The 20,681-nt window shown below is 40.2% G+C and carries 17 protein-coding genes; 8 read left to right on the top strand and 9 right to left on the bottom strand.

Annotated elements, in window-relative coordinates; translation table 11 throughout:
* Window positions 1-23: 23 nt before the first annotated feature.
* The 4 genes from GARC_RS14610 to ppa all read right to left on the bottom strand — a co-directional run bounded on the left by GARC_RS14610 (window position 24) and on the right by ppa (window position 4,146).
* Complete coding sequence (locus GARC_RS14610; protein WP_007621486.1) at window positions 24-1,643, bottom strand: methyl-accepting chemotaxis protein; 1,620 nt, start codon at window positions 1,641-1,643, stop codon at window positions 24-26.
* A gap of 138 nt (window positions 1,644-1,781) precedes the next feature.
* A complete protein-coding gene (locus GARC_RS14615) occupies window positions 1,782-2,255 on the bottom strand; it encodes a DUF3299 domain-containing protein (RefSeq protein WP_039989766.1) in 474 nt (157 codons plus the stop codon).
* Window positions 2,252-3,415, bottom strand: coding sequence for an MFS transporter (locus tag GARC_RS14620; RefSeq protein ID WP_153810941.1), 1,164 nt, complete (start codon window positions 3,413-3,415; stop codon window positions 2,252-2,254). The genes GARC_RS14615 and GARC_RS14620 overlap by 4 nt, the downstream gene beginning before the upstream one ends.
* A 182-nt stretch (window positions 3,416-3,597) precedes the next feature.
* Window positions 3,598-4,146 carry an inorganic diphosphatase gene (ppa, locus tag GARC_RS14625; RefSeq protein ID WP_007621493.1) on the bottom strand — a complete coding sequence of 183 codons (549 nt, stop codon included), beginning with the start codon at window positions 4,144-4,146 and terminating at the stop codon, window positions 3,598-3,600.
* A gap of 316 nt (window positions 4,147-4,462) precedes the next feature.
* Between ppa and GARC_RS14630 the strand changes: the two genes are divergently transcribed.
* Window positions 4,463-6,457, top strand: a complete 1,995-nt coding sequence (locus GARC_RS14630) for a sodium-translocating pyrophosphatase (protein WP_007621496.1) — start codon at window positions 4,463-4,465, stop codon at window positions 6,455-6,457.
* A 76-nt stretch (window positions 6,458-6,533) separates the two neighbouring features.
* Here GARC_RS14630 and GARC_RS14635 read toward each other — a convergent pair whose 3' ends face one another.
* Window positions 6,534-7,502 carry a class 1 fructose-bisphosphatase gene (locus tag GARC_RS14635; RefSeq protein WP_007621498.1) on the bottom strand — a complete coding sequence of 323 codons (969 nt, stop codon included), beginning with the start codon at window positions 7,500-7,502 and terminating at the stop codon, window positions 6,534-6,536.
* 273 nt (window positions 7,503-7,775) lie between these two features.
* Between GARC_RS14635 and mpl the strand changes: the two genes are divergently transcribed.
* From mpl to GARC_RS14650, 3 genes are all read left to right on the top strand, one after another.
* A complete protein-coding gene (mpl, locus tag GARC_RS14640) occupies window positions 7,776-9,140 on the top strand; it encodes a UDP-N-acetylmuramate:L-alanyl-gamma-D-glutamyl-meso-diaminopimelate ligase (protein WP_007621499.1) in 1,365 nt (454 codons plus the stop codon).
* Window positions 9,141-9,207: 67 nt separating this feature from the next.
* Window positions 9,208-9,984, top strand: coding sequence for a S1/P1 nuclease (locus tag GARC_RS14645; protein WP_007621500.1), 777 nt, complete (start codon window positions 9,208-9,210; stop codon window positions 9,982-9,984).
* Window positions 9,985-9,998: 14 nt separating this feature from the next.
* On the top strand, window positions 9,999-11,906 hold the full coding sequence (locus GARC_RS14650) for a metallophosphoesterase family protein (RefSeq protein WP_007621501.1): 1,908 nt from the start codon (window positions 9,999-10,001) through the stop codon (window positions 11,904-11,906).
* A 20-nt stretch (window positions 11,907-11,926) separates the two neighbouring features.
* Here the strand turns inward: GARC_RS14650 and hemE are convergent, their stop codons facing one another.
* Both hemE and nudC read right to left on the bottom strand, forming a co-directional pair.
* Complete coding sequence (hemE, locus tag GARC_RS14655; protein WP_007621502.1) at window positions 11,927-12,991, bottom strand: uroporphyrinogen decarboxylase; 1,065 nt, start codon at window positions 12,989-12,991, stop codon at window positions 11,927-11,929.
* A 295-nt stretch (window positions 12,992-13,286) separates the two neighbouring features.
* Window positions 13,287-14,129: an NAD(+) diphosphatase gene (gene nudC, locus GARC_RS14660; RefSeq protein ID WP_007621503.1), complete on the bottom strand. Its 843-nt coding sequence runs from the start codon at window positions 14,127-14,129 to the stop codon at window positions 13,287-13,289.
* A 166-nt stretch (window positions 14,130-14,295) separates the two neighbouring features.
* On the opposite strand from nudC, the gene GARC_RS14665 reads away from it, so the two are divergent.
* From GARC_RS14665 to GARC_RS14680, 4 genes are all read left to right on the top strand, one after another.
* Window positions 14,296-14,745 (top strand): transcriptional repressor, encoded by a 450-nt coding sequence (locus tag GARC_RS14665; RefSeq protein WP_007621504.1) that lies wholly within the window; start codon window positions 14,296-14,298, stop codon window positions 14,743-14,745.
* Between the two features lie 30 nt (window positions 14,746-14,775).
* A complete protein-coding gene (locus tag GARC_RS14670) occupies window positions 14,776-15,240 on the top strand; it encodes a chemotaxis protein CheX (protein WP_007621505.1) in 465 nt (154 codons plus the stop codon).
* 14 nt (window positions 15,241-15,254) lie between these two features.
* Complete coding sequence (locus tag GARC_RS14675) at window positions 15,255-15,674, top strand: secondary thiamine-phosphate synthase enzyme YjbQ (RefSeq protein ID WP_007621506.1); 420 nt, start codon at window positions 15,255-15,257, stop codon at window positions 15,672-15,674.
* A 106-nt stretch (window positions 15,675-15,780) separates the two neighbouring features.
* On the top strand, window positions 15,781-17,100 hold the full coding sequence (locus GARC_RS14680; protein WP_007621507.1) for an OmpA family protein: 1,320 nt from the start codon (window positions 15,781-15,783) through the stop codon (window positions 17,098-17,100).
* 82 nt (window positions 17,101-17,182) lie between these two features.
* Here the strand turns inward: GARC_RS14680 and dnaB are convergent, their stop codons facing one another.
* Together dnaB and recQ are read right to left on the bottom strand one after the other, a co-directional pair.
* Window positions 17,183-18,580 (bottom strand): replicative DNA helicase, encoded by a 1,398-nt coding sequence (gene dnaB, locus GARC_RS14685; RefSeq protein WP_007621508.1) that lies wholly within the window; start codon window positions 18,578-18,580, stop codon window positions 17,183-17,185.
* 85 nt (window positions 18,581-18,665) lie between these two features.
* A complete protein-coding gene (recQ, locus tag GARC_RS14690; RefSeq protein ID WP_007621509.1) occupies window positions 18,666-20,450 on the bottom strand; it encodes a DNA helicase RecQ in 1,785 nt (594 codons plus the stop codon).
* Between the last annotated feature and the right edge of the window lie 231 nt (window positions 20,451-20,681).

Here is a 20,681-nt window from a genome sequence, read left to right on the forward strand (position 1 = left end):
TTTTTTATGGGGTGAAATTGCTATTAAACTTTAAATTGTTTAGTTATGCCTTCTAAGTGTTGGGCTAATTTTGCCAATTCTGAACTGACTGATGCAATATTTTTGGAACTGGTTGCGGTTTCTTCAGTTCGATGATAGATCTCATCAACATTATTACTGATGGTTTTAGCCACATTTTGCTGTTCGCCAGTAGAATGAGCGATTTGATCGTTCATGCTGGTAATACGATTAATTGTTTCAGTAATAACGGTTAAACTAGCACCGGCTTTATTGGCAGTTTCAACACTAGAGGTTGCTTGCTCAGTACCTTTAGCCATAACACTTACTGCAGAATGGGCTGCGTTTTGTAGTTGTTCAATGGTAGTTTGGATTTGTTCTGTTGATTGTTGTGTTCTTTTTGCTAAGGTACGTACTTCGTCTGCTACCACTGCAAAACCACGACCTTGTTCACCGGCCCTTGCGGCTTCGATTGCGGCGTTAAGCGCCAATAAGTTTGTTTGATCTGCAATCCCCTTAATTACATCAAGCACTACGGCAACTTGATTGGAATCATCTTCCAGTTGTCCAATTACTTTAGCGGTTTCTTCAACGTTAGTGGCTAATGCTTGGATACTAAGTACTGTGTGGTTAACCACAGACTGACCATCTTCAGCTGCAGTAGAAGCATCACCGGCGGCACTTGCTGCTTCGGCCGCGCTCTCTGCAACTGCTCTTACGCTACTGCTCATCTCATCTACTGCAGTTTTTGCGTGAGTTGCTGAACGTTGTTGTACATCTATCGTTTTATTGGTGTCTTCGGTAAGCTGATTTAGATTTTGGGCTAATTGCGATAAAGGTAATGAGGCATTAACAATGTCCGTAACCACGCCTTGCAATTTTTCCATAAACTGATTAAACCAATGTACTAAATCACCAATTTCGTCTTGGTTTTTAGATTTAATCCGAACGGTTAAGTCACCGTCTTCTTGTGCAATATCTTTCAGTGAGTTGACCACTTGCACAATACTACCTTTGATGCCGCTAACTATTGGGATAGCAGTGGCGAATAATAATATGATAGTTAATAAAGCCATGGCTCCACCAATCACGACAGTCGATTGTCCACTGTCGCTAGCATCGCGTATATCCGTTTGGAAGGCTTTGGTACGCACATCTTTAAAATTAGTTAAATTTTTAACAGCGTCATCATAATTATTATTCATTGTGGACGACAACTCACCTAACTTTGCATAGTCTGCCGTACCGTCTATCATCGATTTAGATACGCTAAACGCTAAGTTATAGTAATCGTTAAAGGAATCTAGGATGCCATTTATTTCAGTACTTAAATTTGGATCAATAGACTTAATATTTTGTAGCAACGCTTGTGTTTCTTTAGCGTAATTTTGTGCATTTTCTAGGGTTTCTTCATCAGCTGTTGTTACTGCGCTAGTCAATGTCTCTTTGACTTTTTCCATTTTGACCAAAGCACTTTTTGTAACGTCTAGTGCTGGGTATTGCACTTCTATAACGTTTTCTAACAAATCGACATTTTTAAGAGCTGTGGCAGTAGTAATACCTAAATATATCAAAAAGCCCACTGTGCCAATGATCGGTATCATAAATAATTTTTGAGCAATAGACATTTTTGTCAAAAAATTCATTAACTTATCCTCTAAATTATTATGTCGATATCTGTGAGTTTATCAGAAATGTGCTAATGCTGATATTAACCGTTAGTATAGACAACGATCGTTCAAGAAAATGGATTCTTATCTCTAAGTTACCAATTACCTTATGTTTTATCCATCGTAGGGAGTTACGCTCATTCCCACTAAGGAATATCCCACAGTCGCCAAATCACCTTCCCACCCTTTAGTGGTTAAGGTACCGGTTACCCAAACTGCGTCGTATAGATTATCTATCGGCACTGCTTCAGAAAACTTCACGTAAACTATTTGATTGGCTGGTGGTGGTGGCACATGAATACAGGCGCCGAAATATGGGACTAACAAAAACTCAGTGGTTGTTTCATTGTTACCCTCTAAAGGAACAACAAATCCCGGTATTTTTACTAACTTGCCATTTAAACTCTCGACTATAGGTGCGTCTAGTCCCATTTGCATCATACTGCCATCGTGATCCAGGGGGGTGTCGGGAGTTTCATAATCTGGCGGCACCATGTCTTCCCAAAAAAGTTCTAACGGTTCATTAGCTAATGTAATCTGGCTGAACAAGATTAAAAATAAGCATGTTGCTTTGATAATTTTTATCATAAGTTTTTATTGACCTGTATTTGATTCGCCCAAAATAAGGGATTTTTTACAACTTCGTTACCTAAACATGGAGTGTTTGGGATGTTCAGCGCTAAACATAATGAGCAAAACGCAAAACCTGCACCGATATAAAATACCAGACTAGGTGAACCTAACCACACAATACCGAGTAATGCAGGTATCACAACAGCCGCAATGTGATTGATGGTAAAACTGACACCAGCGGTAGAGGCAAAATCCTTATGGTCTGCTATTTTTTGAAAATAGGTCTTCACTGCGATAGCCATAGCAAAAAATAGGTGATCCACTATATATAAACCTGCTGCAATACGGCTATCGTCTACTAGGGCATAACTAATAAATACTATAAGTAATCCGAGATACTCTATAGTTAATGCTCGGCGTTCGCCAATTCGACTGATCCATTTTCCAATTTTGGGTGCAAAGAGTAAGTTGAATACATAATTGATAATAAATAGCAGGCTAATATCCCCAACAGAATAGCCGAACTTTTCAACCATCATAAAGGAGGCAAACACCATAAATATTTGTCTTCTGGCGCCGCTGAAAAATACCAAGGCATAATATAGCCAATAACGTTTACGCAAGAACATATGTTTATGTTGAGTTGTGCCATGGCTAAAGGTATCGAAACTTGCCCACAACAAACAAACGATTATCAGACCAACCCCACCAGCTAACATATACACAATAGTATATGAGACCTCATACCATTCCATTAAAATCCAAATAGAACCGTAGGCCAATAAAGATGCAAAACTCTTAACAGCCAATTGTTTGCCCATAAAGTGCGCAGCTTTGTCTTTGTCTAACCATTGTAGGGTTAACGATTGATTGATGGTTTCAAAATAATGAAAGCCAATGGACATAAGTACAGTGGTGCAATACAAACCTAACTCAAATGGCAGCCAGCCTGTGGCCGCCACACCAATACACATAATCGCCAGAGCGATTAAGGCTAGGGTTTGTTCTTTTAATACCAATAATAAAAACACTGCAGTGAAGGCTAAAAAACCAGGGACTTCCCGCAAGCTTTGTAACATGCCTATCTCAGCACCGCTAAATTGAGCTTTTTCTACCACAAAATTGTTAAGCAAAGCATTCCACACAGAAAAAACCAGCGGCATTACGAAAGCCATGGCAAGCAATAGCAGTTGTGGGTTTTGACGTATTTCGGAAAGTTTTGGTAAGTGAAAGAAATGCAAAATAAATTGCCCTAGTTAGTGCTGAATTTTAATTATCCCAGAATATTCTTTATTTATATGAATAAAAAAGCCGGTAAAAAACCGGCTCAATATTATGGTTTATTTACCAGATAAAATTAGAACGCTGGTTTCTCTTCGGTTGCTTCGTACAACTTAACACTGTTGACTAGTTCAGCTTTAGCCGCCGCTGCGTCTTCCCAACCTTCAATTTTAACCCATTTGTTTGGCTCTAAATCTTTGTAATGCTCAAAGAAATGCTGAATTTGATGTTTAGTTAACTCAGGAATTTGATCAATATCAGTAATACCACGGTAAATTGTTGATAACTTGTCAGCAGGTACCGCAAGAATTTTTGCATCTATACCTGACTCATCCGTCATTTTTAATACGCCTACTGGACGACAACGAATAACAGAGCCTGCTAAAAGTGGAAAAGGTGTCATCACTAATACGTCAGCTGGGTCGCCATCTTCAGACAACGTGTGCGGAACATAACCGTAGTTAGTGGGATAGTGCATACAAGTTGCCATAAAGCGGTCAACAAAAATAGCACCTGATTCTTTGTCCACTTCATATTTGACAGGATCAGAGTGGGCGGGAATTTCGATTATTACATTAATTTCGTCTGGCAAATTTTTACCAGCGGGTACGGCATTGAGGCTCATAGTATTACCTAAAATTGTTGAATATTAATGTGCCAGATTATAAAGCTTAGAGACACAAGATGAAACTCACCAAAGTGATTAAAACGCAGACTAAGCACAATTATTGATTAAAACTTGAACTAAAGACAATTATCTCGTTATAGTTGTAATGAAGTTGTAAATAAATTGTAAATAAAACAATAAAATAGCCATGTACTCATGAATGATGTAAGCAATGAGAGATTGGCGTAAATGTATTGCAAAGTAGAATCATTTTTGCTGTTTGCTAAGAGTGATTTTGCTTTGCATCAAAGTTACATTAACTCTGGGAACCTTTATGACTGAACTATTCTACCTGCCACCGATCTTGGGATTTGCTGGCTTAATCTGTGCTTTTGTTATCTATCTTATTATCAAGAAATCACCTGTCTCCAACCCCGCCATTGCTAAAATAGGAGATGCCATACATTCCGGTGCCATGGTGTTTATGCACCGTGAGTATAAAATGTTATTCCTCTTTGCTTTAGTGGTGGGTATTGCCTTGTATTTTTCTTTAGGCCAAAACACCACTATCGCTTTTGTCGCAGGTGCGTTGTGTTCTGCCTTTGCTGGTTATATGGGCATGTTTACCGCTACTAAGGCAAATGTGCGCACCACTCAAGCCGCTCATGACGAAGGTCCAGCTGCAGCTCTGACTATTGCCTTTATGGGTGGATCAGTCATGGGGCTATGTGTCGCATCCATGGGGCTTTTAGGATTAGGCTCACTGTATTGGTTTTTCGGTGGTGATCCAAGTACAGCCCATGTAATCCATGGGTTTGGTATGGGCGCTTCAATAGTTGCTTTATTCTCACGTGTGGGAGGCGGTATCTTCACTAAGAGTGCCGATGTAGGTGCAGACTTAGTGGGTAAAATTGAAGCAGGTATTCCTGAGGATGACCCACGTAACCCCGGTGTTATTGCTGATAACGTAGGCGACAATGTGGGTGATGTCGCAGGAATGGGGTCAGATATTTTTGAATCTTATTGCGGCTCAATGATTGCCACGATCGCAATTGCCTCCACTATGGCATTGGGGGTTTTAGGCAGTCGAGAATCGTTAATGTTCTTGCCTTTGGCATTGGCATCTACCGGCTTGTTATGTTCGGTTGCAGGCATAGTGATAGTTAAATTGTTGTCAGCCAGTAAACCAGAAGTGGCATTGCGTGCTGGTACTATGTCAGCTGCAGTCATTTTTATTGCAGCGGCTTATTTTGTGGTTGCCAAACTGGGTGTCAATGACCATGTGTGGTGGGCAGTGGTTGCCGGTGCTGTGGGCGGTATTATTATTGGGCTAGTGACTGAATATTACACCGCATCTACTCCTGTACGTAAAATAGCTGAAGCAGGTGAAACTGGCCCTGCTACTGTAATGATTACAGGTCTAGCGGTAGGGATGCAATCAGTTGTAATTCCGGTTCTAACCATTTGTGCGATTATTTTTGCTTCTACGCAATTATCCGGTTTATACGGCGTCGGCATTGCCGCTGTTGGCATGTTGGCAACTGTCGGCATTACCATGGCAATTGATGCTTATGGTCCAGTGGCTGACAATGCTGGTGGTATAGCCGAAATGGCCGGTTTAGGAAAAGAAACTCGAGACATTACTGATTCCTTAGATGAGCTAGGTAATACCACTGCAGCTATTGGTAAAGGTTTTGCCATAGGAGCAGCAGCTTTAGCTGCTTTAGCTATTATCGCAGCATTTATTGAAACCCTTACGACTAAATACCCAGGTTTCACCTTGAACCTAGGTGATCCTATGGTCTTGATTGGTTTGTTTATTGGTGGATTACTGCCATTTTTAATCGCATCTATCACCATGACAGCTGTGGGAGATGCTGCATTTGAAATGATCCATGAAATTCGCCGTCAGTTCAGAGAAATTGAAGGTCTAATGGAAGGCACTGCGGAACCTGATCATGAGCGTTGTATAGATATAGCTACTAAAGCTGCACTGAAAAAAATGATTTTACCCGGTGTTATTGCAGTAGGCGTGCCGCCTTTAATAGGTTTTGGTCTAGGTGCTTATGCTTTAGGTGGCATGTTGGGTGGTGCCCTTCTGGGTTGTGTGTTGCTTGCGCTGATGATGGCAAACGCTGGTGGTGCTTGGGACAATGCTAAAAAATATGTTGAAAAAGGTAACTTAGGCGGTAAAGGTTCTGATACACATGCGGCAGTCGTAGTAGGAGATACTGTTGGTGACCCGTTCAAAGATACATCGGGCCCATCTATGAATATCTTGATCAATGTGATGGCTATAGTGAGTTTGGTTATAGCGCCCTTATTGTAAGGTCATAATACAAAAAAGCCTCAAGTGAGGCTTTTTTGTGCATTATTTACAACTAAATTTACAACTAAGCACTAACTTAAATGTTGTAGCTTAAACATGCTTCTACTTCTTCTTTTGAGCCAATTATCACAGGTACACGTTGATGAATTTCGGAAGGCATAACTTCCATAATCCGTCCTGTACCTGTTTCAGCTAAACCACCAGCCTGCTCAACTAGGAAAGCCATAGGGTTAGCTTCATATAATAAGCGTAATTTACCCGCTTTGCTTGGGTCGCGTTTATCGTATGGGTACATAAAAATACCGCCTCGGCATAATACTCTGTGGATATCTCCTACCATAGCCGCTACCCAACGCATGTTGTAATCTTTTTCTCTTGGTCCTTCTGTACCCGCTAATAAGTCACTAACATAAGTTTGAATAGGCGCTTCCCAATGGCGTTGATTTGAAGTATTGATTGAGAACTCAGAAGTTTGCTCTGGCACTTTGACATTGGGCGTAGTTAATAGAAAACCGCCATGGGTTTTATCTAAGGTATAAAGATGTGTTCCACGACCAGTTGTTAGGGCTAGCATAGCTGATGGGCCATACAACACATAACCTGCAGCAACACTTTGTGTGCCGGGCTGCAAGAATGCTGAAGGGTCATCTGCATCCATCCATTGCGGGGCGTGAGTAATTGAAAATATTGTGCCAATTAAGCTATTGATATCTGTGTTAGATGAACCGTCTAGTGGATCAAAACTGACTAAATACTTTCCTTCTGGATTACAAGGCACAACGTGGTCTTCTTCCTCAGAAGAAATCGCCTTTACATAACCTGATTCACTCAGAATGTCTTTTAGGATTTGGTTAGAAATTACGTCTAACTTCTTCTGTCTTTCGCCTTGAACATTGTCACTTAATGTTGAACCTAAAACACCGGCTAGCGATCCTTGACTGACCCTAAATGCGATTTCCTTACAGCCTGCTAATAATGTTCTCAATAGCAGGATTAGCTCCATAGGTGCGCCATCTTCTTGAAGTTGCGAGTTAAGTCTTTTCATTATGCTTAAATACCTTGTAGTTGTAGTGCCTTGAGTTTGTAGGAGTGTGCAGCACGATTTTTATTATAGTTTTGATTAATAGATAAGTGCGGTTCAGATAATTATACCTTCAAAGAACAAGAAACTCAGTAACCGAAACGTATTCTTTATAACCAATTCTCACTGATGCCTGTGCCATAGTCATCACCACGACGTATTTTTTTACATTGTTGATTGGGTTAGCGATCTTTGTTCTGGTAATCTATGGGTCTTAGACATTTTTAACGGCATTTTATGCATTTACATATTTTAGGTATCTGTGGCACTTTTATGGGGGGCATTGCCGCTATTGCAAAAGAGCTGGGGCACAAAGTCACTGGTTCTGATAGTAATGTATATCCACCTATGAGCACGCAATTAGAGTCTTTAGGTATTGAGTTATTTGAAGGTTACGATACTAAGCAATTTGAAAATGAGCCAGATATAGTGGTCATAGGCAATGCATTGTCCCGAGGTAATGAGGCGGTGGAATATGTCTTGGACAGAAACCTGCCTTACACCAGTGGTCCACAATGGCTATTAGAAAACGTACTTAAAGATCGTTGGGTATTAGCCGTATCTGGTACTCACGGTAAAACAAGTACCTCTAGTATGTTGGCGTGGATATTGGAGTATGCGGGTTTAAAGCCTGGATTTTTGATTGGTGGTATTCCGCAAAACTTTGCAGTATCTGCTCGTTTAGGTGAAAGCCCATTTTTTGTGATTGAGGCAGATGAATACGACAGCGCCTTTTTTGATAAACGTTCTAAATTTGTGCACTACCGACCTCGGACTTTGGTGATAAACAACCTTGAATTTGACCATGCAGATATATTTTCTGACATAAGCGATATCCAAAAACAGTTCAATCATTTATTACGTATGGTACCGAATAACGGTTTAGTACTCTTACCCAAGTCAGACAACAATCTGCGCAAAGTGTTAGACATGGGTTGTTGGACCCCGGTGCAGTTTACTGGAGGCGATTGGCAGGTACAAAATAGTAATCCCGAGTGCAGTGAGTTTGAAGTTTTGTTTAAAGGGCAAGTTCAGGGCAAAGTGCATTGGGACTTAATGGGTGAACATAACGTTAATAATGCCTTGATGGCGATAGCAGCGGCAAAACATAGCGGTGTTAAAAGTGACTTGGCGGTTGAGGCGCTAGGGCAGTTTGTAAATGTAAAACGCCGTATGGAAGTGAAAGCTATAGTTAATGGCATTACTTTATATGATGATTTTGCTCATCATCCTACCGCTATTGCCTTCACTATAAATGGACTCAGAGCCAAAGTTGGCGCTGGGCGTATTTTGGCTGTATTAGAGCCTCGTTCCAACACCATGAAAATGGGGGTGCACAAAGATACGCTAGCCGCTTCTTGGTCTAGCGCCGATCAGGTATTTATTTTTGAACCGTCAAATTTAGCTTGGTCGATGGATGATTTACTGGAGCAGAGTGACGTAACAGCCATGTTATATAAAGATTTGAATATACTGGTGAAATCCATTATTTCCTATGTGCAACCTGGAGACCACATTTTGGTCATGAGTAATGGCAGTTTTGGTGGCATCCATGAATTGCTGATAGAGCAATTAACAAAAATAGAATTATCTAAAAATTAAATTAAATTAAATTAAATTAAATTAAGAGTTAGATATTAGATAAGAGCTAAATAAAGAGTTATTCATAATGAAATTAAATAAACTGATTATTGGTGTGGCGGCGGCTGCAATGAGCTTTCAAGCGTTAAGTTGGGGGCAAACGGGTCATCGCGTGACTGGGGCCATTGCAGAGCAATATCTAACCCATGAAGCACAACTCGCCATTAGTCCATTATTGCTCAATCAAGATTTAGCAGAAGCATCAACTTATGCTGATGAGATGAAATCACATCCCAGTGAGTTTTGGAAAAAAACGGCCAACCCTTGGCATTATGTGAATGTGTTTGACGGAAAAACCTATACAGACGTAGCGCCACCACCTGAAGGCAATGCGGTGACTGCTTTGGAAATGTTCACCAAACAACTAAAAAGCAAACAATCAAGCCTTGCTGAGAAACAGCTCGCCCTTAGGTTTATCGTGCATATTATTGGTGATTTACACCAACCCTTTCACGCTGGAAATGGCACTGATAGAGGTGGTAACGATGTAAAACTTAAGTTTTTTTGGGAAGATTCTAATTTACACCGAGTTTGGGATTCAGGTTTGATTGATAGGCAACAATTGTCTTATACAGAATGGACTCAAATCTTAAGTCGCAAAATTTCCAGCCAACAAGCCACCCAATGGATGCAGACAGATCCTAAAATATGGATTGCTGAGAGTGCAAAATTACGGGCCAATTTATATCCTGAAGGTGATAATTTATCTTGGGATTACCAATATCAAAGTCTGCCTGTAGTGAAACAGCGATTGCAAATGGGCGGTGTAAGAATTGCTGCTTATCTAAATAGCTTATTTAAATAGCTTAGTGCCATCAGTTGTTGTCTAAAAATACATCATCACTACCCAACATACTCGCTGGACCTATAGTTCGGCGAGCTGATGCAAAGCAAGTTTGTTTTTGGTTGATAACCAAGCAAGCCTACAACTTTTCAGTCAAGTTATTTAGTCAACAACAGCAATCAACCTGGTTTGATGCTCAATTAGACGAGCAACAACTCAGTCGAGTTCAAGTTGGGACTCACGCTTTTGTCAATTTAATTACTATTCAGCTCAGTACCGAAATTTCATGCGGGAGTCGAGTGAGTTACGATATCACCTTAATCGACAACGATGGAAATATCAGTCATCTATGTGAGTTGCTGCCTACCCTGCTTTATTCGGGGCAATCTCATCCTAGCTTTGTTATCCGCAAGCAAATTGGACAAATGTTACATGGATCTTGTCGTAAACCTCACCACCCTAGCGATGATGGTTTAGTTATAGTTGATCAACAAATTGAAATGGGATTGGCAGGGAAAAGTGAATCGCCTGACTTATTAATGATGTCGGGTGATCAGGTTTATATTGACGATGTCGCTGGTCCAACACTGTTGGCTATTGGGCAAACCGTTGCGCTTTTAGGTCTTTTCCAAGAAGATATTGATGGAGCTACTATAAGTAATAGCCAAGAGCTATTCGAGCATCCTCACTGCTTTTATCAACGTCCTGAGTTATTGCCAGATGACCCAAGTACGGCAAATACTTACAGCCAATTTTTTGCGGCTAAAAGAAAACCCATTTTTACATCGGTCAATGCAAGTAACCACTTAATATCGTTTGCTGAAGTTATGGCTATGTATATTCTCACTTGGTCACCTGAAATGTGGCAACGCGTGCATATTAGTGATGCAACAATCCCCGAACCTTTCAAACAAACATTTGCTATAGAAAAAGACATCATTGAAAATTTTGTTGCTGGTTTAGATAAAGTCAGACGAGCCTTAGCTCATGTGCGGGTGTACATGATTTTTGATGATCATGATATTACCGATGATTGGAATTTAACCCGAGGTTGGGAAGAAGCGGTTTACGGTAATTCGTTTGCTAAACGCATAGTGGGTAACGCTTTGGTGGGGTATTGGTTGTGCCAGGGATGGGCTAATGATCCCGCTAAGTTACAACCCTTGTTTGAAACTTGTTGTGAGTTTTTCACTGAAAACGGAATTAATCAACATGACCTACTTGTGCAACATTTACTCGACTGGGAACACTGGTACTACTGTTTAGAAACTTCACCTAAGCTGGTGGTACTGGATACACGTACCCAGCGGTGGCGCTCAGAGTCTAGTTTAAGCAAACCCTCTGGTTTAATGGACTGGGAGGCGCTAAGTGATTTGCAACAAGAATTGATTGGCCAGCCAGCGGTCATAATGGTCTCAGCTGCACCTATCTTTGGTGTGAAGCTAATTGAAACTATACAACGCATATTTACTTTTTTTGGGAAAGCGCTGACAGTCGATGCAGAAAACTGGATGGCCCATAAAGGCACTGCAAGTGTGATGCTAAATATTTTTAGAAATCGTAAAACCCCGCCCAACTTTGTGATCCTGTCAGGTGATGTGCACTATTCATTTGTGTATGACATTACCCTAAGATTTAGGCATAACAGCCCTAATATTACTCAGATAACCAGCAGCGGCATCAAAAACGAATTTCCTGAGAAGTTGCTAAAGTGGTTCGACAGCCTTAACCGCATTTTGTACAGCAAATATTCGCCATTAAACTGGTTTACCCAGAGGCGCAACATGCTGGTTAGGCACCGTAGGCCGAATGATCACAAGTTAACTACATTATCAAACGGAGCGGGCATAGGTTTACTTAAGGTGGATCAAAGATGTAGTAAAGTTGAGGCACAGCAACTGTGTGCCTCAGGTAAGGTGGTTACCTTTACTAAACAGGATTAAGCGTTTATCGCCATCGTATATTATTGGTGGTAAGGCTTACTCAATCTATGCACAGCATCAATAAATACTTTGGCATTTTCAGGCGGCACATCAAGATGAATACCATGGCCAAGGTTAAATACATGGCCATTACCTTTGCCAAAACCGTCTAAAATCAGCTGCACTTCTTGTTCAATTCGCGCGGCTGGTGCGTATAACATAGACGGGTCCATGTTGCCTTGCAGTGCAACCTTGTCGCCGATACGTGCTTTCGCATCAGCCATATCCACTGTCCAATCTAAGCCAACAGCGTCACAGCCAGTGGCGGCAATAGATTCCAACCATAAACCGGCATTTTTGGTGAATAAAGTGACTGGCACTTTTCGTCCATCGTTTTCACGGGTTAGGGCATCGACAATTTTGTGCATATATTGCAAAGAAAATTCTTGGTAATCGCGGCCTGATAATACGCCCCCCCAAGTATCAAAAACCATCACCGACTGCGCACCAGCGGCAATTTGCGCGTTAAGATACAAAATAACGGAATCAGCCAACTTATCAAGTAATAGGTGTAGTGCTTGTGGATCGCTAAAGGCCATTTTTTTAATTTTGGTGAAAGCCTTACTTGAGCCACCTTCAATCATATAAGTAGCTAAGGTCCAAGGACTACCGGAAAAGCCAATTAGCGGCACTGCACCATTTAAATTTTTACGTATTGTACGCACGGCATTCATTACATAACCCAATTCCACTTCAGGATCTAAGATGGGTAATTTTTGAATATCGGCCATACAAGTTAAGGGGCGTTGAAACCTTGGGCCCTCTCCGGCCTCAAAATATAAACCTAATCCCATCGCATCTGGAATAGTCAAAATATCAGAAAACAAGATGGCTGCGTCTAGATCGAATCTACGTAATGGCTGTAGTGTAACCTCGCAGGCTAATTCAGCATTTTTACACAGCGACATAAAGTCACCTGCTTCTGCTCTAGTGGCTTTGTATTCAGGTAAATATCGACCTGCTTGGCGCATCATCCATACTGGCGTAGTGTCTACTGGTTGGCGTAACAATGCTCGTAAATATCGATCGTTTTGCAATGGTTGCATTGATTTCCTCAAACTGGAGTAAATTCACCCATAATTAGGCTGAAGGGCATTAAAGGACCGTATTGTAGCGATTTTATCCTCTGAAAAAAGGATAAATTGATCTATATTTGCCAAAAACTTGCGCTTTATTCAGCAAAAACTTGCGTTATATTCAGCAAAAACTTGCACCCTAAGAGTTTTCTCTGCTATAACACTGATGCGAAAGCACTAAAAAATAAGAAACTCGTTAACGAGTCCAAGACGCTAAAATATTCAAACCCCACTTATGTGGGGTTTTTTATGCCCGTTATTAACTCTAGGAATGTGCTGGAATAGTAATGTTTTTCTGTTGTTTTATTTCTTCGAGGGTATGCTGAATAAGTTGCCCAGCAATAGATTGTTTGGGTGGAATATTGGGTAATTTGTCTGGGTCAAACCAATATGCTTCGAGTATTTCTTTGCCATCTACTTCTATTTCGCCTGAATCGAAGTCTGCCAAGAATCCCATCATTAATGAGTGAGGAAAAGGCCATGGTTGGCTTGAAAAGTAGCGTAAATTTTTAATTCGTATTCCCACCTCTTCAAACACTTCTCTGTGCACCGCCTGTTCAAGTTTTTCACCACTTTCAACAAAGCCAGCTAGAGTTGAAAACATTTGCCGAGATCGTTGTGGCTTACCTTGTGCAAGTAAAATTTTGTCGTTATGACGAATAGACACAATAATACAGGGTGATATTCTTGGGTAACAGCGGTGCTGACAGCGTGAACACTGCATAGCCATTTCCCAATCTATTTGTTGCATAGTGCTGCCACATTGACCACAAAATCTATGAGTACGCATAAAAAGTGCAATCTGCCATGCTCGAGAGGCAATACCAAAAAAGTTGTTTTGATTTTGCATTAATAAGGCACGCATACTGATAAGGGAAAGTTGTTCCTGTTCAATATGTTCGTTGCCCATATCGATCAAAAAGCAGGGTAAGTCGTCATGACTACCTATTCTAACGATTTGATCTTGGTAGGCATGGGCAAAACTGAGTGTTGCCCATGTATCTATCATTAATCCTGAATTTTCAGTAGATTGAAAAATTCTTTCTCCGCTAAAAATTAACCAAATAGCTTTTGTTTCAGGAGTCACCGATATATTTTGTTCGATCATATAGTTACCAGAAATCACTTATTTTTCATAAATTAACACAGTAAAAAGCAGCATCACATCTTTAATATGGGCAAAAGAAGTCGCGCCTATTCAACAATAAATGTTTAAATACGCAACGTACAAAAATTAATGTTAGTATCTAACGGTTTGTTTTGAGGGAATAAATGTGACTAGTACTTGCCAACATCCTATTACAGAGCAGGTGTATAAAGCTAGGCAATTTTGTGAAGACAAAGGTGCTAGGTTTACTCTGTTGAGGGAAAAAATTTACGCGTTATTGCTTGAGCAACAAGGGGCGGTAGGTGCCTATGAACTGTTGGATACTCTCAAACTAACTGAATCTAGCGCGAAACCTGCCACTGTATATAGAACCCTAGATTTTCTCTTAGAGTTCGGATTAATACATAAAATAGAATCCACCAATTCTTTTGTTGCTTGTCATCATTTTGATTGCAATCATCCCGTTCAGTTTTTGATTTGTGATATTTGTGGTGATGTAAAAGAAATCCAATCAGAAGGATTAAAAGAAACCTTAGATAAACAAGCCAAGTCTCTAGGTTTTAGTGTAGTAAAACAAACAATTGAAGCTCATGGCACTTGTGCTGTTTGCCAATGAATCCTATTTTAATAAGGAATAATTAATCTAATGAACGCAGAGTTTATAAACCCCTTTATAGCTGCTTTACTAAATGTTCTGAAAACTATGGCTCAAACGGAGTTAATACCGGGCAAACCTAAGAAAAAAAGTGATAAGCACGCAAGGGGGGATATTTCTGGCTTAATTGGGATGGTTGGTGACAATATTCAAGGTTCTATGTCTATTTCTTTTGAAGAGGGATTAGTGCTTGAAATCATGAACAAAATGTTAGGTGAAAAGCCTGAGAGCATAGATTCTGATGTGCAGGATATGGTGGGGGAAATCACTAATATGATATGTGGTGGAGCTAAGAATGAACTCGACCAGAAAGGGTATGATTTTGGTATGGCCACACCTATAGTTATTTCTGGTAAAAATCACACTATTAACCATCAAGTGGATGGCAAAAAAATGGTGATGCCGTTTTCCCATGAGTCGGGTAATCTCTATTTAGAAATGTGTTTCAACAAGTAATAAGCCTTAATAACATGTGGATACAAGAATCTATCGTTTTATCCCCTAAGAGCAGGGGATATCATCTAATTACTAACGAAGTGATCGATCAGCTTGAAGGTTTGAGACAAGTCAAAGTTGGCTTACTGCACTTGTTTATTCAACATACTAGCGCCAGTTTAAGTATTAATGAAAACGCCGATCCTACTGTGCGGCAAGATTTAGAAACCCATATTAATAAAATGGTACCAGAAAATATGGCGTATTATTTGCACGACTATGAAGGAGCAGATGATATGCCAGCTCATATTAAAGCTAGTTTATTAGGTAATAATTTGACTATTCCCATTGTTGGCGGTGCTCTCGGTTTGGGGCAATGGCAAGGAATAATACTAGGAGAACATCGAGTGCGAGCAACAAGTCGTCACTTAATGGTGACTATATGTGGGGAATGAGTGTCTAATAACAATAAAGTAGTTGCTATACAGGTATACATCTATATATGATCCTATATATAGAGTGCCAAATAAATTTGAAATGAACAATAAGGGACGAGTTAAGATGAAAAAATTATTAATTTTAAGTGCAATTACTGCCGCATTAAGCGCAAATGTACAAGCACAAGAACAGCCTAAAGAAAATGACAAATGGGTTGCTGGATTTGTTGAGTATTATTCAGCTGATAATTCCGCAAAAGATAGCCCTAATTTTCTAAACGATGGTTATGGATTCGGTGCTGAGTTTGGGATGAAATTTTCTGAAGAATGGGGCGCGAGAGTAGAATTATCTTTCTTAGAAATAGACGTGGAAGGAGCGTTCTTAGATGAGAGCGGAAAGCGTTTAGGTGCCGACCTATTATATTTTATGCCAGAAGATCTACTTTATGTTTTTGGTGGTTTAAAAAATACCAAAATTACTGATGCCGATATGATGGCCTCTGTTGGTTTAGGTAAACATTGGGATTTAGGGAAGCATTTGGATTTAGGAAAGTATCAGGCTTACGGTAATAACGTAAAAATTGTTACTGAGTTGGCAGCTTACCAAAATTTAGATAGTCATGAGGATGGTACTCATCTGGGATTTAAGGTCGGAATAGCATACGCTTTTGGCGGATCTACTGCACCTTCAATGCCTAAAGATAGTGATAATGATGGTGTACTAGATAGCCAAGATCAATGCGCTAATACCCCAATAGGCACAGCAGTGGATAGTATAGGTTGTACTTTGGATTTGGATGGTGACGGAGTCATTAACCGTTTAGACAACTGTCCGGATACACCTGCAGGAACTGAGGTCGACAGTTATGGCTGTAAGAATGATCTTGATGGCGATGGCATTCCTAATAACATAGATATGTGTCCAAATACTGCTCCAGGAACACAAGTAGGTGCTAAAGGCTGTAGTTTAATACTAGATACAGATCAAGACGGCATATTAGATGATGTAGATAATTGTTCTGATACTCCTTTGACAGATAAAGTCGATGCAAAAGGCTGTAGCATATTTACTGAAGAAGAAGTTTCAATAAATGTAAAAGTATTGTTTGCTAATAATAGCTCGGTTATTGGAAACTCAAACGCTTCTCAGTTCCAAGAAGTTGCAGATTTCATGGACAGATATCCAGCTACAGATGCAGTGATTGAAGGACATGCTTCTGCGCCAGGTTCTGATGATTACAATCTTATGTTATCTCAAAAGCGTGCGAATGCTGTTAGAACTCTGTTAATCCAGAAGTATGGTATTAAGGCTGAACGTTTAATCGCTATAGGTTATGGTGAAACTCAGTTGTTAGATACTGCAAACACGGCTGAAGCAAATCAAGCTAACCGTCGAATTGTGGTAAAAGTATCTGCAAGTACTAGAGTTAACGTTAAAAGATAACGACTCGTTGGTTTAAAAAAAAAGAGATGCTATTGCATCTCTTTTTTTGTATATAAATTAGTTGTTATTATAAGGATTGTTATTAGTATTGATCTTCTACAGCTGGCCCAGAATAGTTATCGAAGCGAGAAAACTGGCCTTGGAAGGTTAACCGCGATGTACCAATGGGGCCGTTACGCTGTTTACCTATGATAATTTCGGCAACACCTTGGTCAGTGCTTTGCTCGTTATAAACTTCATCTCGATAAATAAACATAATTAAATCGGCATCTTGCTCAATTGACCCTGATTCACGCAAATCTGAGTTGATTGGCCTTTTATCACTACGTTGCTCAAGACTACGGTTTAACTGCGATAAAGCTACAACCGGAACTTCTAATTCTTTTGCCAATGATTTAAGCGAACGTGAAATTTCGGCAATTTCTAAGGTTCGATTATCACTTAATCCTGGTACCTGCATTAATTGCAAATAATCAATCATGATTAGGCTAATACCACCTTTTTCACGGGCTAATTTTCTTGCACGGGTACGCACATCCATCGGGGTCAAACCAGAAGAATCATCAATAAACAAATTATCTTTGTCTTTTAGCATGGCCATAGTATTAGACATTCTTGCCCAATCTTCATCGTCTAACTGAGCAGTACGAATTTTAGTTTGATCGACTCGGCTAAGAGATGCCAACATCCTCATCATAATTTGTTCTGAGGGCATTTCTAAGCTGAATACCAAGACTGGCTTCTCTTCCAATAACATGGCATTTTCGCATAAGTTCATAGCGAAGGTGGTTTTACCCATTGATGGCCTAGCAGCAACAATAATCAAGTCTGAAGGTTGCAAGCCACTGGTTTTTTTATCTAGGTCGGTATAACCAGTAGAGACACCTGTGACTTCTTTATTACTTTTAACTAATACTTCAAGACGATCAATAGTTTTGGTTAACACTGCCTCGACATTTTTTGGGCCTTCATCTTTGCCTGTGCGTTTTTCGGCAATTTCGAACACTCTACTCTCGGCCATATCGAGAATTTCGCCGCTATTACGACCTTCAGGATTATACCCTGTATCAGCAATTTCATGGGCGACGCCAATCAGTTCACGGACCACAGCACGCTCTTTAATTATCTGTGCATATGCAGATACATTGGCTGAGCTAGGGGTGTTTTTAGCCAATTCACCTAAATATGCAAAACCACCGGCGGCTTCTAACTCATCCATGCCTTCGAGGTCTTCAGAAACGGTAATTAAATCAATAGGGTGACTTTTAGTTAGGAGGCGGATAATAGCGCGGAAAATGATTTGATGTGAGCGGTTATAAAAGTCTGCTTCTACAACAAGTTCTGCTACTTTATCCCATGAATCAGGGGCAATTAGCATGCTGCCCAATACAGATTGCTCCGCTTCTATGGAGTGAGGCGGGATCTTAAGTTTATCGACTTTAGCGTCTACGTTTTTTTGTGGAACAGCTTTTACGGGCATCGTTTTATCAGCTCAATTACGGTCGATCAGTATGCGCTAAATCTCACTAAGAAGTAAACCTTAGTAGCATCTGGTTTTATAATATTTAGGTATTAATATGCTTCGAAATAACAGCTATAAAACGTTCACCGTAACGTTCGAGTTTAGTTTGACCTACACCATGGATATTTAAGAAATCGAAGCCTGATTCTGGAAATTTATCCGCCATATCGGCTAAGGTTGCATCGCTGAAAACCACAAAAGGAGGTACATCATCTTGTTCAGCAATTTTTTTGCGTAAATGTTTAAGTTTAGCAAACAGCGCGCGATCATAATCTTGCGCTGTTATTTGTGACTTTTTACCTAAATCAAGACTCAGTCTCGGTACCGCTAGTTGCAGTTTTTGCGCCTGCTGTAATAGCGGTCTGGCTTCTTCCGTTAGTTTTAATACCGCATTTTGGGTGATGTCTACCCTTAGAAATCCGCGGTGGATCAATTGATTAATGATGTTATGCCAATAAGCATCAGACTTATCTTTACCAATAGCGTAAGTACTCAATTTATCATGACTGTACTCTAGGATGCGTTTTAGTTGTTTACCCCTGAGCACATCAATCAAATATTGACTGGCAACAGTTTGTTTTAGTCTAAACACACAAGACAATACTTTTTGCGCGTCTATCGTTCCATCAAATGCCTTAGGTGGATCGAGGCAAATATCGCAATTACCACAATGCCCTGCAGAATATTCAGCAAAATAATTGAGTAATATTTGGCGGCGACAGGTTTGTGCTTCACCAAAAGCCTCCATGGCTGCAAATTTTTGCAGTTCTACATTGTTTCTTTGTGGATTTTCACCCGTTGATATCCATTGACGTATACGAGCTGCGTCTTTTTCGTCAAATAATAATAAGGCTTCGGCAGGCATACCATCTCTGCCTGCTCGGCCTATTTCTTGATAATAGGATTCTATACTGCGAGGCAGGTCAAAATGCACCACAAAGCGCACGTTGGATTTGTCTATGCCCATGCCAAATGCAACTGTAGCTACTATTATGTCAATCTTATCTTGTATAAAATCACGCTGTATCTTGTCGCGGATTTCACCTTCAAGACCGGCGTGATAACCCGCACAATTGACGCCATGTTTGGCTAGGGCAATGCTGAGATCATCTACTTTCCTGCGGCTATTACAATATATAATTCCGCTACCCTCTTGTTGTTTAACAAAAGCTATCGCTTGATCAGTGGCTTTGTATTTAGTGACTTGGTTATAACGGATATTAGGGCGGTCAAAACTGCCTTTGAATATAAAAGGTTGCTGTAAATTAAGCTGTTGGGTGATATCTGCGCGGGTAGCGAGATCGGCAGTAGCTGTCAAACCCATAATAGGGATATTTGGGAATGTTGCTTTTAATTGCCCAAGAAGTCTGTAGTCCTTTCTAAAATCATGACCCCAATGAGAAACACAGTGGGCTTCGTCTACTGCAATAAGACTAACTGTAAGTCCTTGTAGACGGTGGATAAACTCTAATTGCATAAGACGTTCAGGCGCAACGTAAATTAGCTTATATTTTCCATCCTGCATGCTTTTATACACGTTGAACATTTCTTGAGGAGACAAGTTGGAATTTATGTAAGCGGCATTGACGCCATAAGTCAAAAGAGCATCGACCTGATCTTTCATTAACGATATCAGAGGTGAAACAACAATTGTGAGACCAGGTAACAGCATAGCTGGAATTTGATAACACAATGACTTACCGCCGCCAGTAGGCATAAGTACTAACACATCTTTTTGTTGTAATACTTGGGATATAACTTGCGCTTGTCCATCTCGAAAATGATCATAGCCAAAGGTCTGTTTTAATATGTGTTGTGCCTGGGTCATTGCAGGTGAAGTCTGTGTTGGATGATCTGACAACTGAAGCTCAAAAGGAATAAGTAAACCACAAGTTTACGTGTTTTTATCTTGAGGTTCACTTGCTAACAGGGAATAAATTGCTCAAATTGGAGGTCTTGGGAAATATATCCCAGAGACACTAAATGACATCACAAGAATTACGCGTCTTTGTAATTAATTTTTTTAACAACAAAATGTCATTTAATCAGTTGCTTGGCT

It is taken from the genome of Paraglaciecola arctica BSs20135 (assembly GCF_000314995.1).
GTDB lineage: Bacteria > Pseudomonadota > Gammaproteobacteria > Enterobacterales > Alteromonadaceae > Paraglaciecola > Paraglaciecola arctica.

Bases quoted from the DNA above. Each gene is read 5' to 3' on its own strand.
- GARC_RS14610 (WP_007621486.1), bottom strand. From the start codon at position 1,643: ATGAATTTTTTGACAAAAATGTCTATTGCTCAAAAATTATTTATGATA.
- GARC_RS14615 (WP_039989766.1), bottom strand. From the start codon at position 2,255: ATGATAAAAATTATCAAAGCAACATGCTTATTTTTAATCTTGTTCAGC.
- GARC_RS14620 (WP_153810941.1), bottom strand. From the start codon at position 3,415: ATGGCTTTCGTAATGCCGCTGGTTTTTTCTGTGTGGAATGCTTTGCTT.
- ppa (WP_007621493.1), bottom strand. From the start codon at position 4,146: ATGAGCCTCAATGCCGTACCCGCTGGTAAAAATTTGCCAGACGAAATT.
- GARC_RS14630 (WP_007621496.1), top strand. From the start codon at position 4,463: ATGACTGAACTATTCTACCTGCCACCGATCTTGGGATTTGCTGGCTTA.
- GARC_RS14635 (WP_007621498.1), bottom strand. From the start codon at position 7,502: ATGAAAAGACTTAACTCGCAACTTCAAGAAGATGGCGCACCTATGGAG.
- mpl (WP_007621499.1), top strand. From the start codon at position 7,776: ATGCATTTACATATTTTAGGTATCTGTGGCACTTTTATGGGGGGCATT.
- GARC_RS14645 (WP_007621500.1), top strand. From the start codon at position 9,208: ATGAAATTAAATAAACTGATTATTGGTGTGGCGGCGGCTGCAATGAGC.
- hemE (WP_007621502.1), bottom strand. From the start codon at position 12,991: ATGCAACCATTGCAAAACGATCGATATTTACGAGCATTGTTACGCCAA.
- nudC (WP_007621503.1), bottom strand. From the start codon at position 14,129: ATGATCGAACAAAATATATCGGTGACTCCTGAAACAAAAGCTATTTGG.
- GARC_RS14670 (WP_007621505.1), top strand. From the start codon at position 14,776: ATGAACGCAGAGTTTATAAACCCCTTTATAGCTGCTTTACTAAATGTT.
- GARC_RS14675 (WP_007621506.1), top strand. From the start codon at position 15,255: ATGTGGATACAAGAATCTATCGTTTTATCCCCTAAGAGCAGGGGATAT.
- GARC_RS14680 (WP_007621507.1), top strand. From the start codon at position 15,781: ATGAAAAAATTATTAATTTTAAGTGCAATTACTGCCGCATTAAGCGCA.
- dnaB (WP_007621508.1), bottom strand. From the start codon at position 18,580: ATGCCCGTAAAAGCTGTTCCACAAAAAAACGTAGACGCTAAAGTCGAT.
- recQ (WP_007621509.1), bottom strand. From the start codon at position 20,450: ATGACCCAGGCACAACACATATTAAAACAGACCTTTGGCTATGATCAT.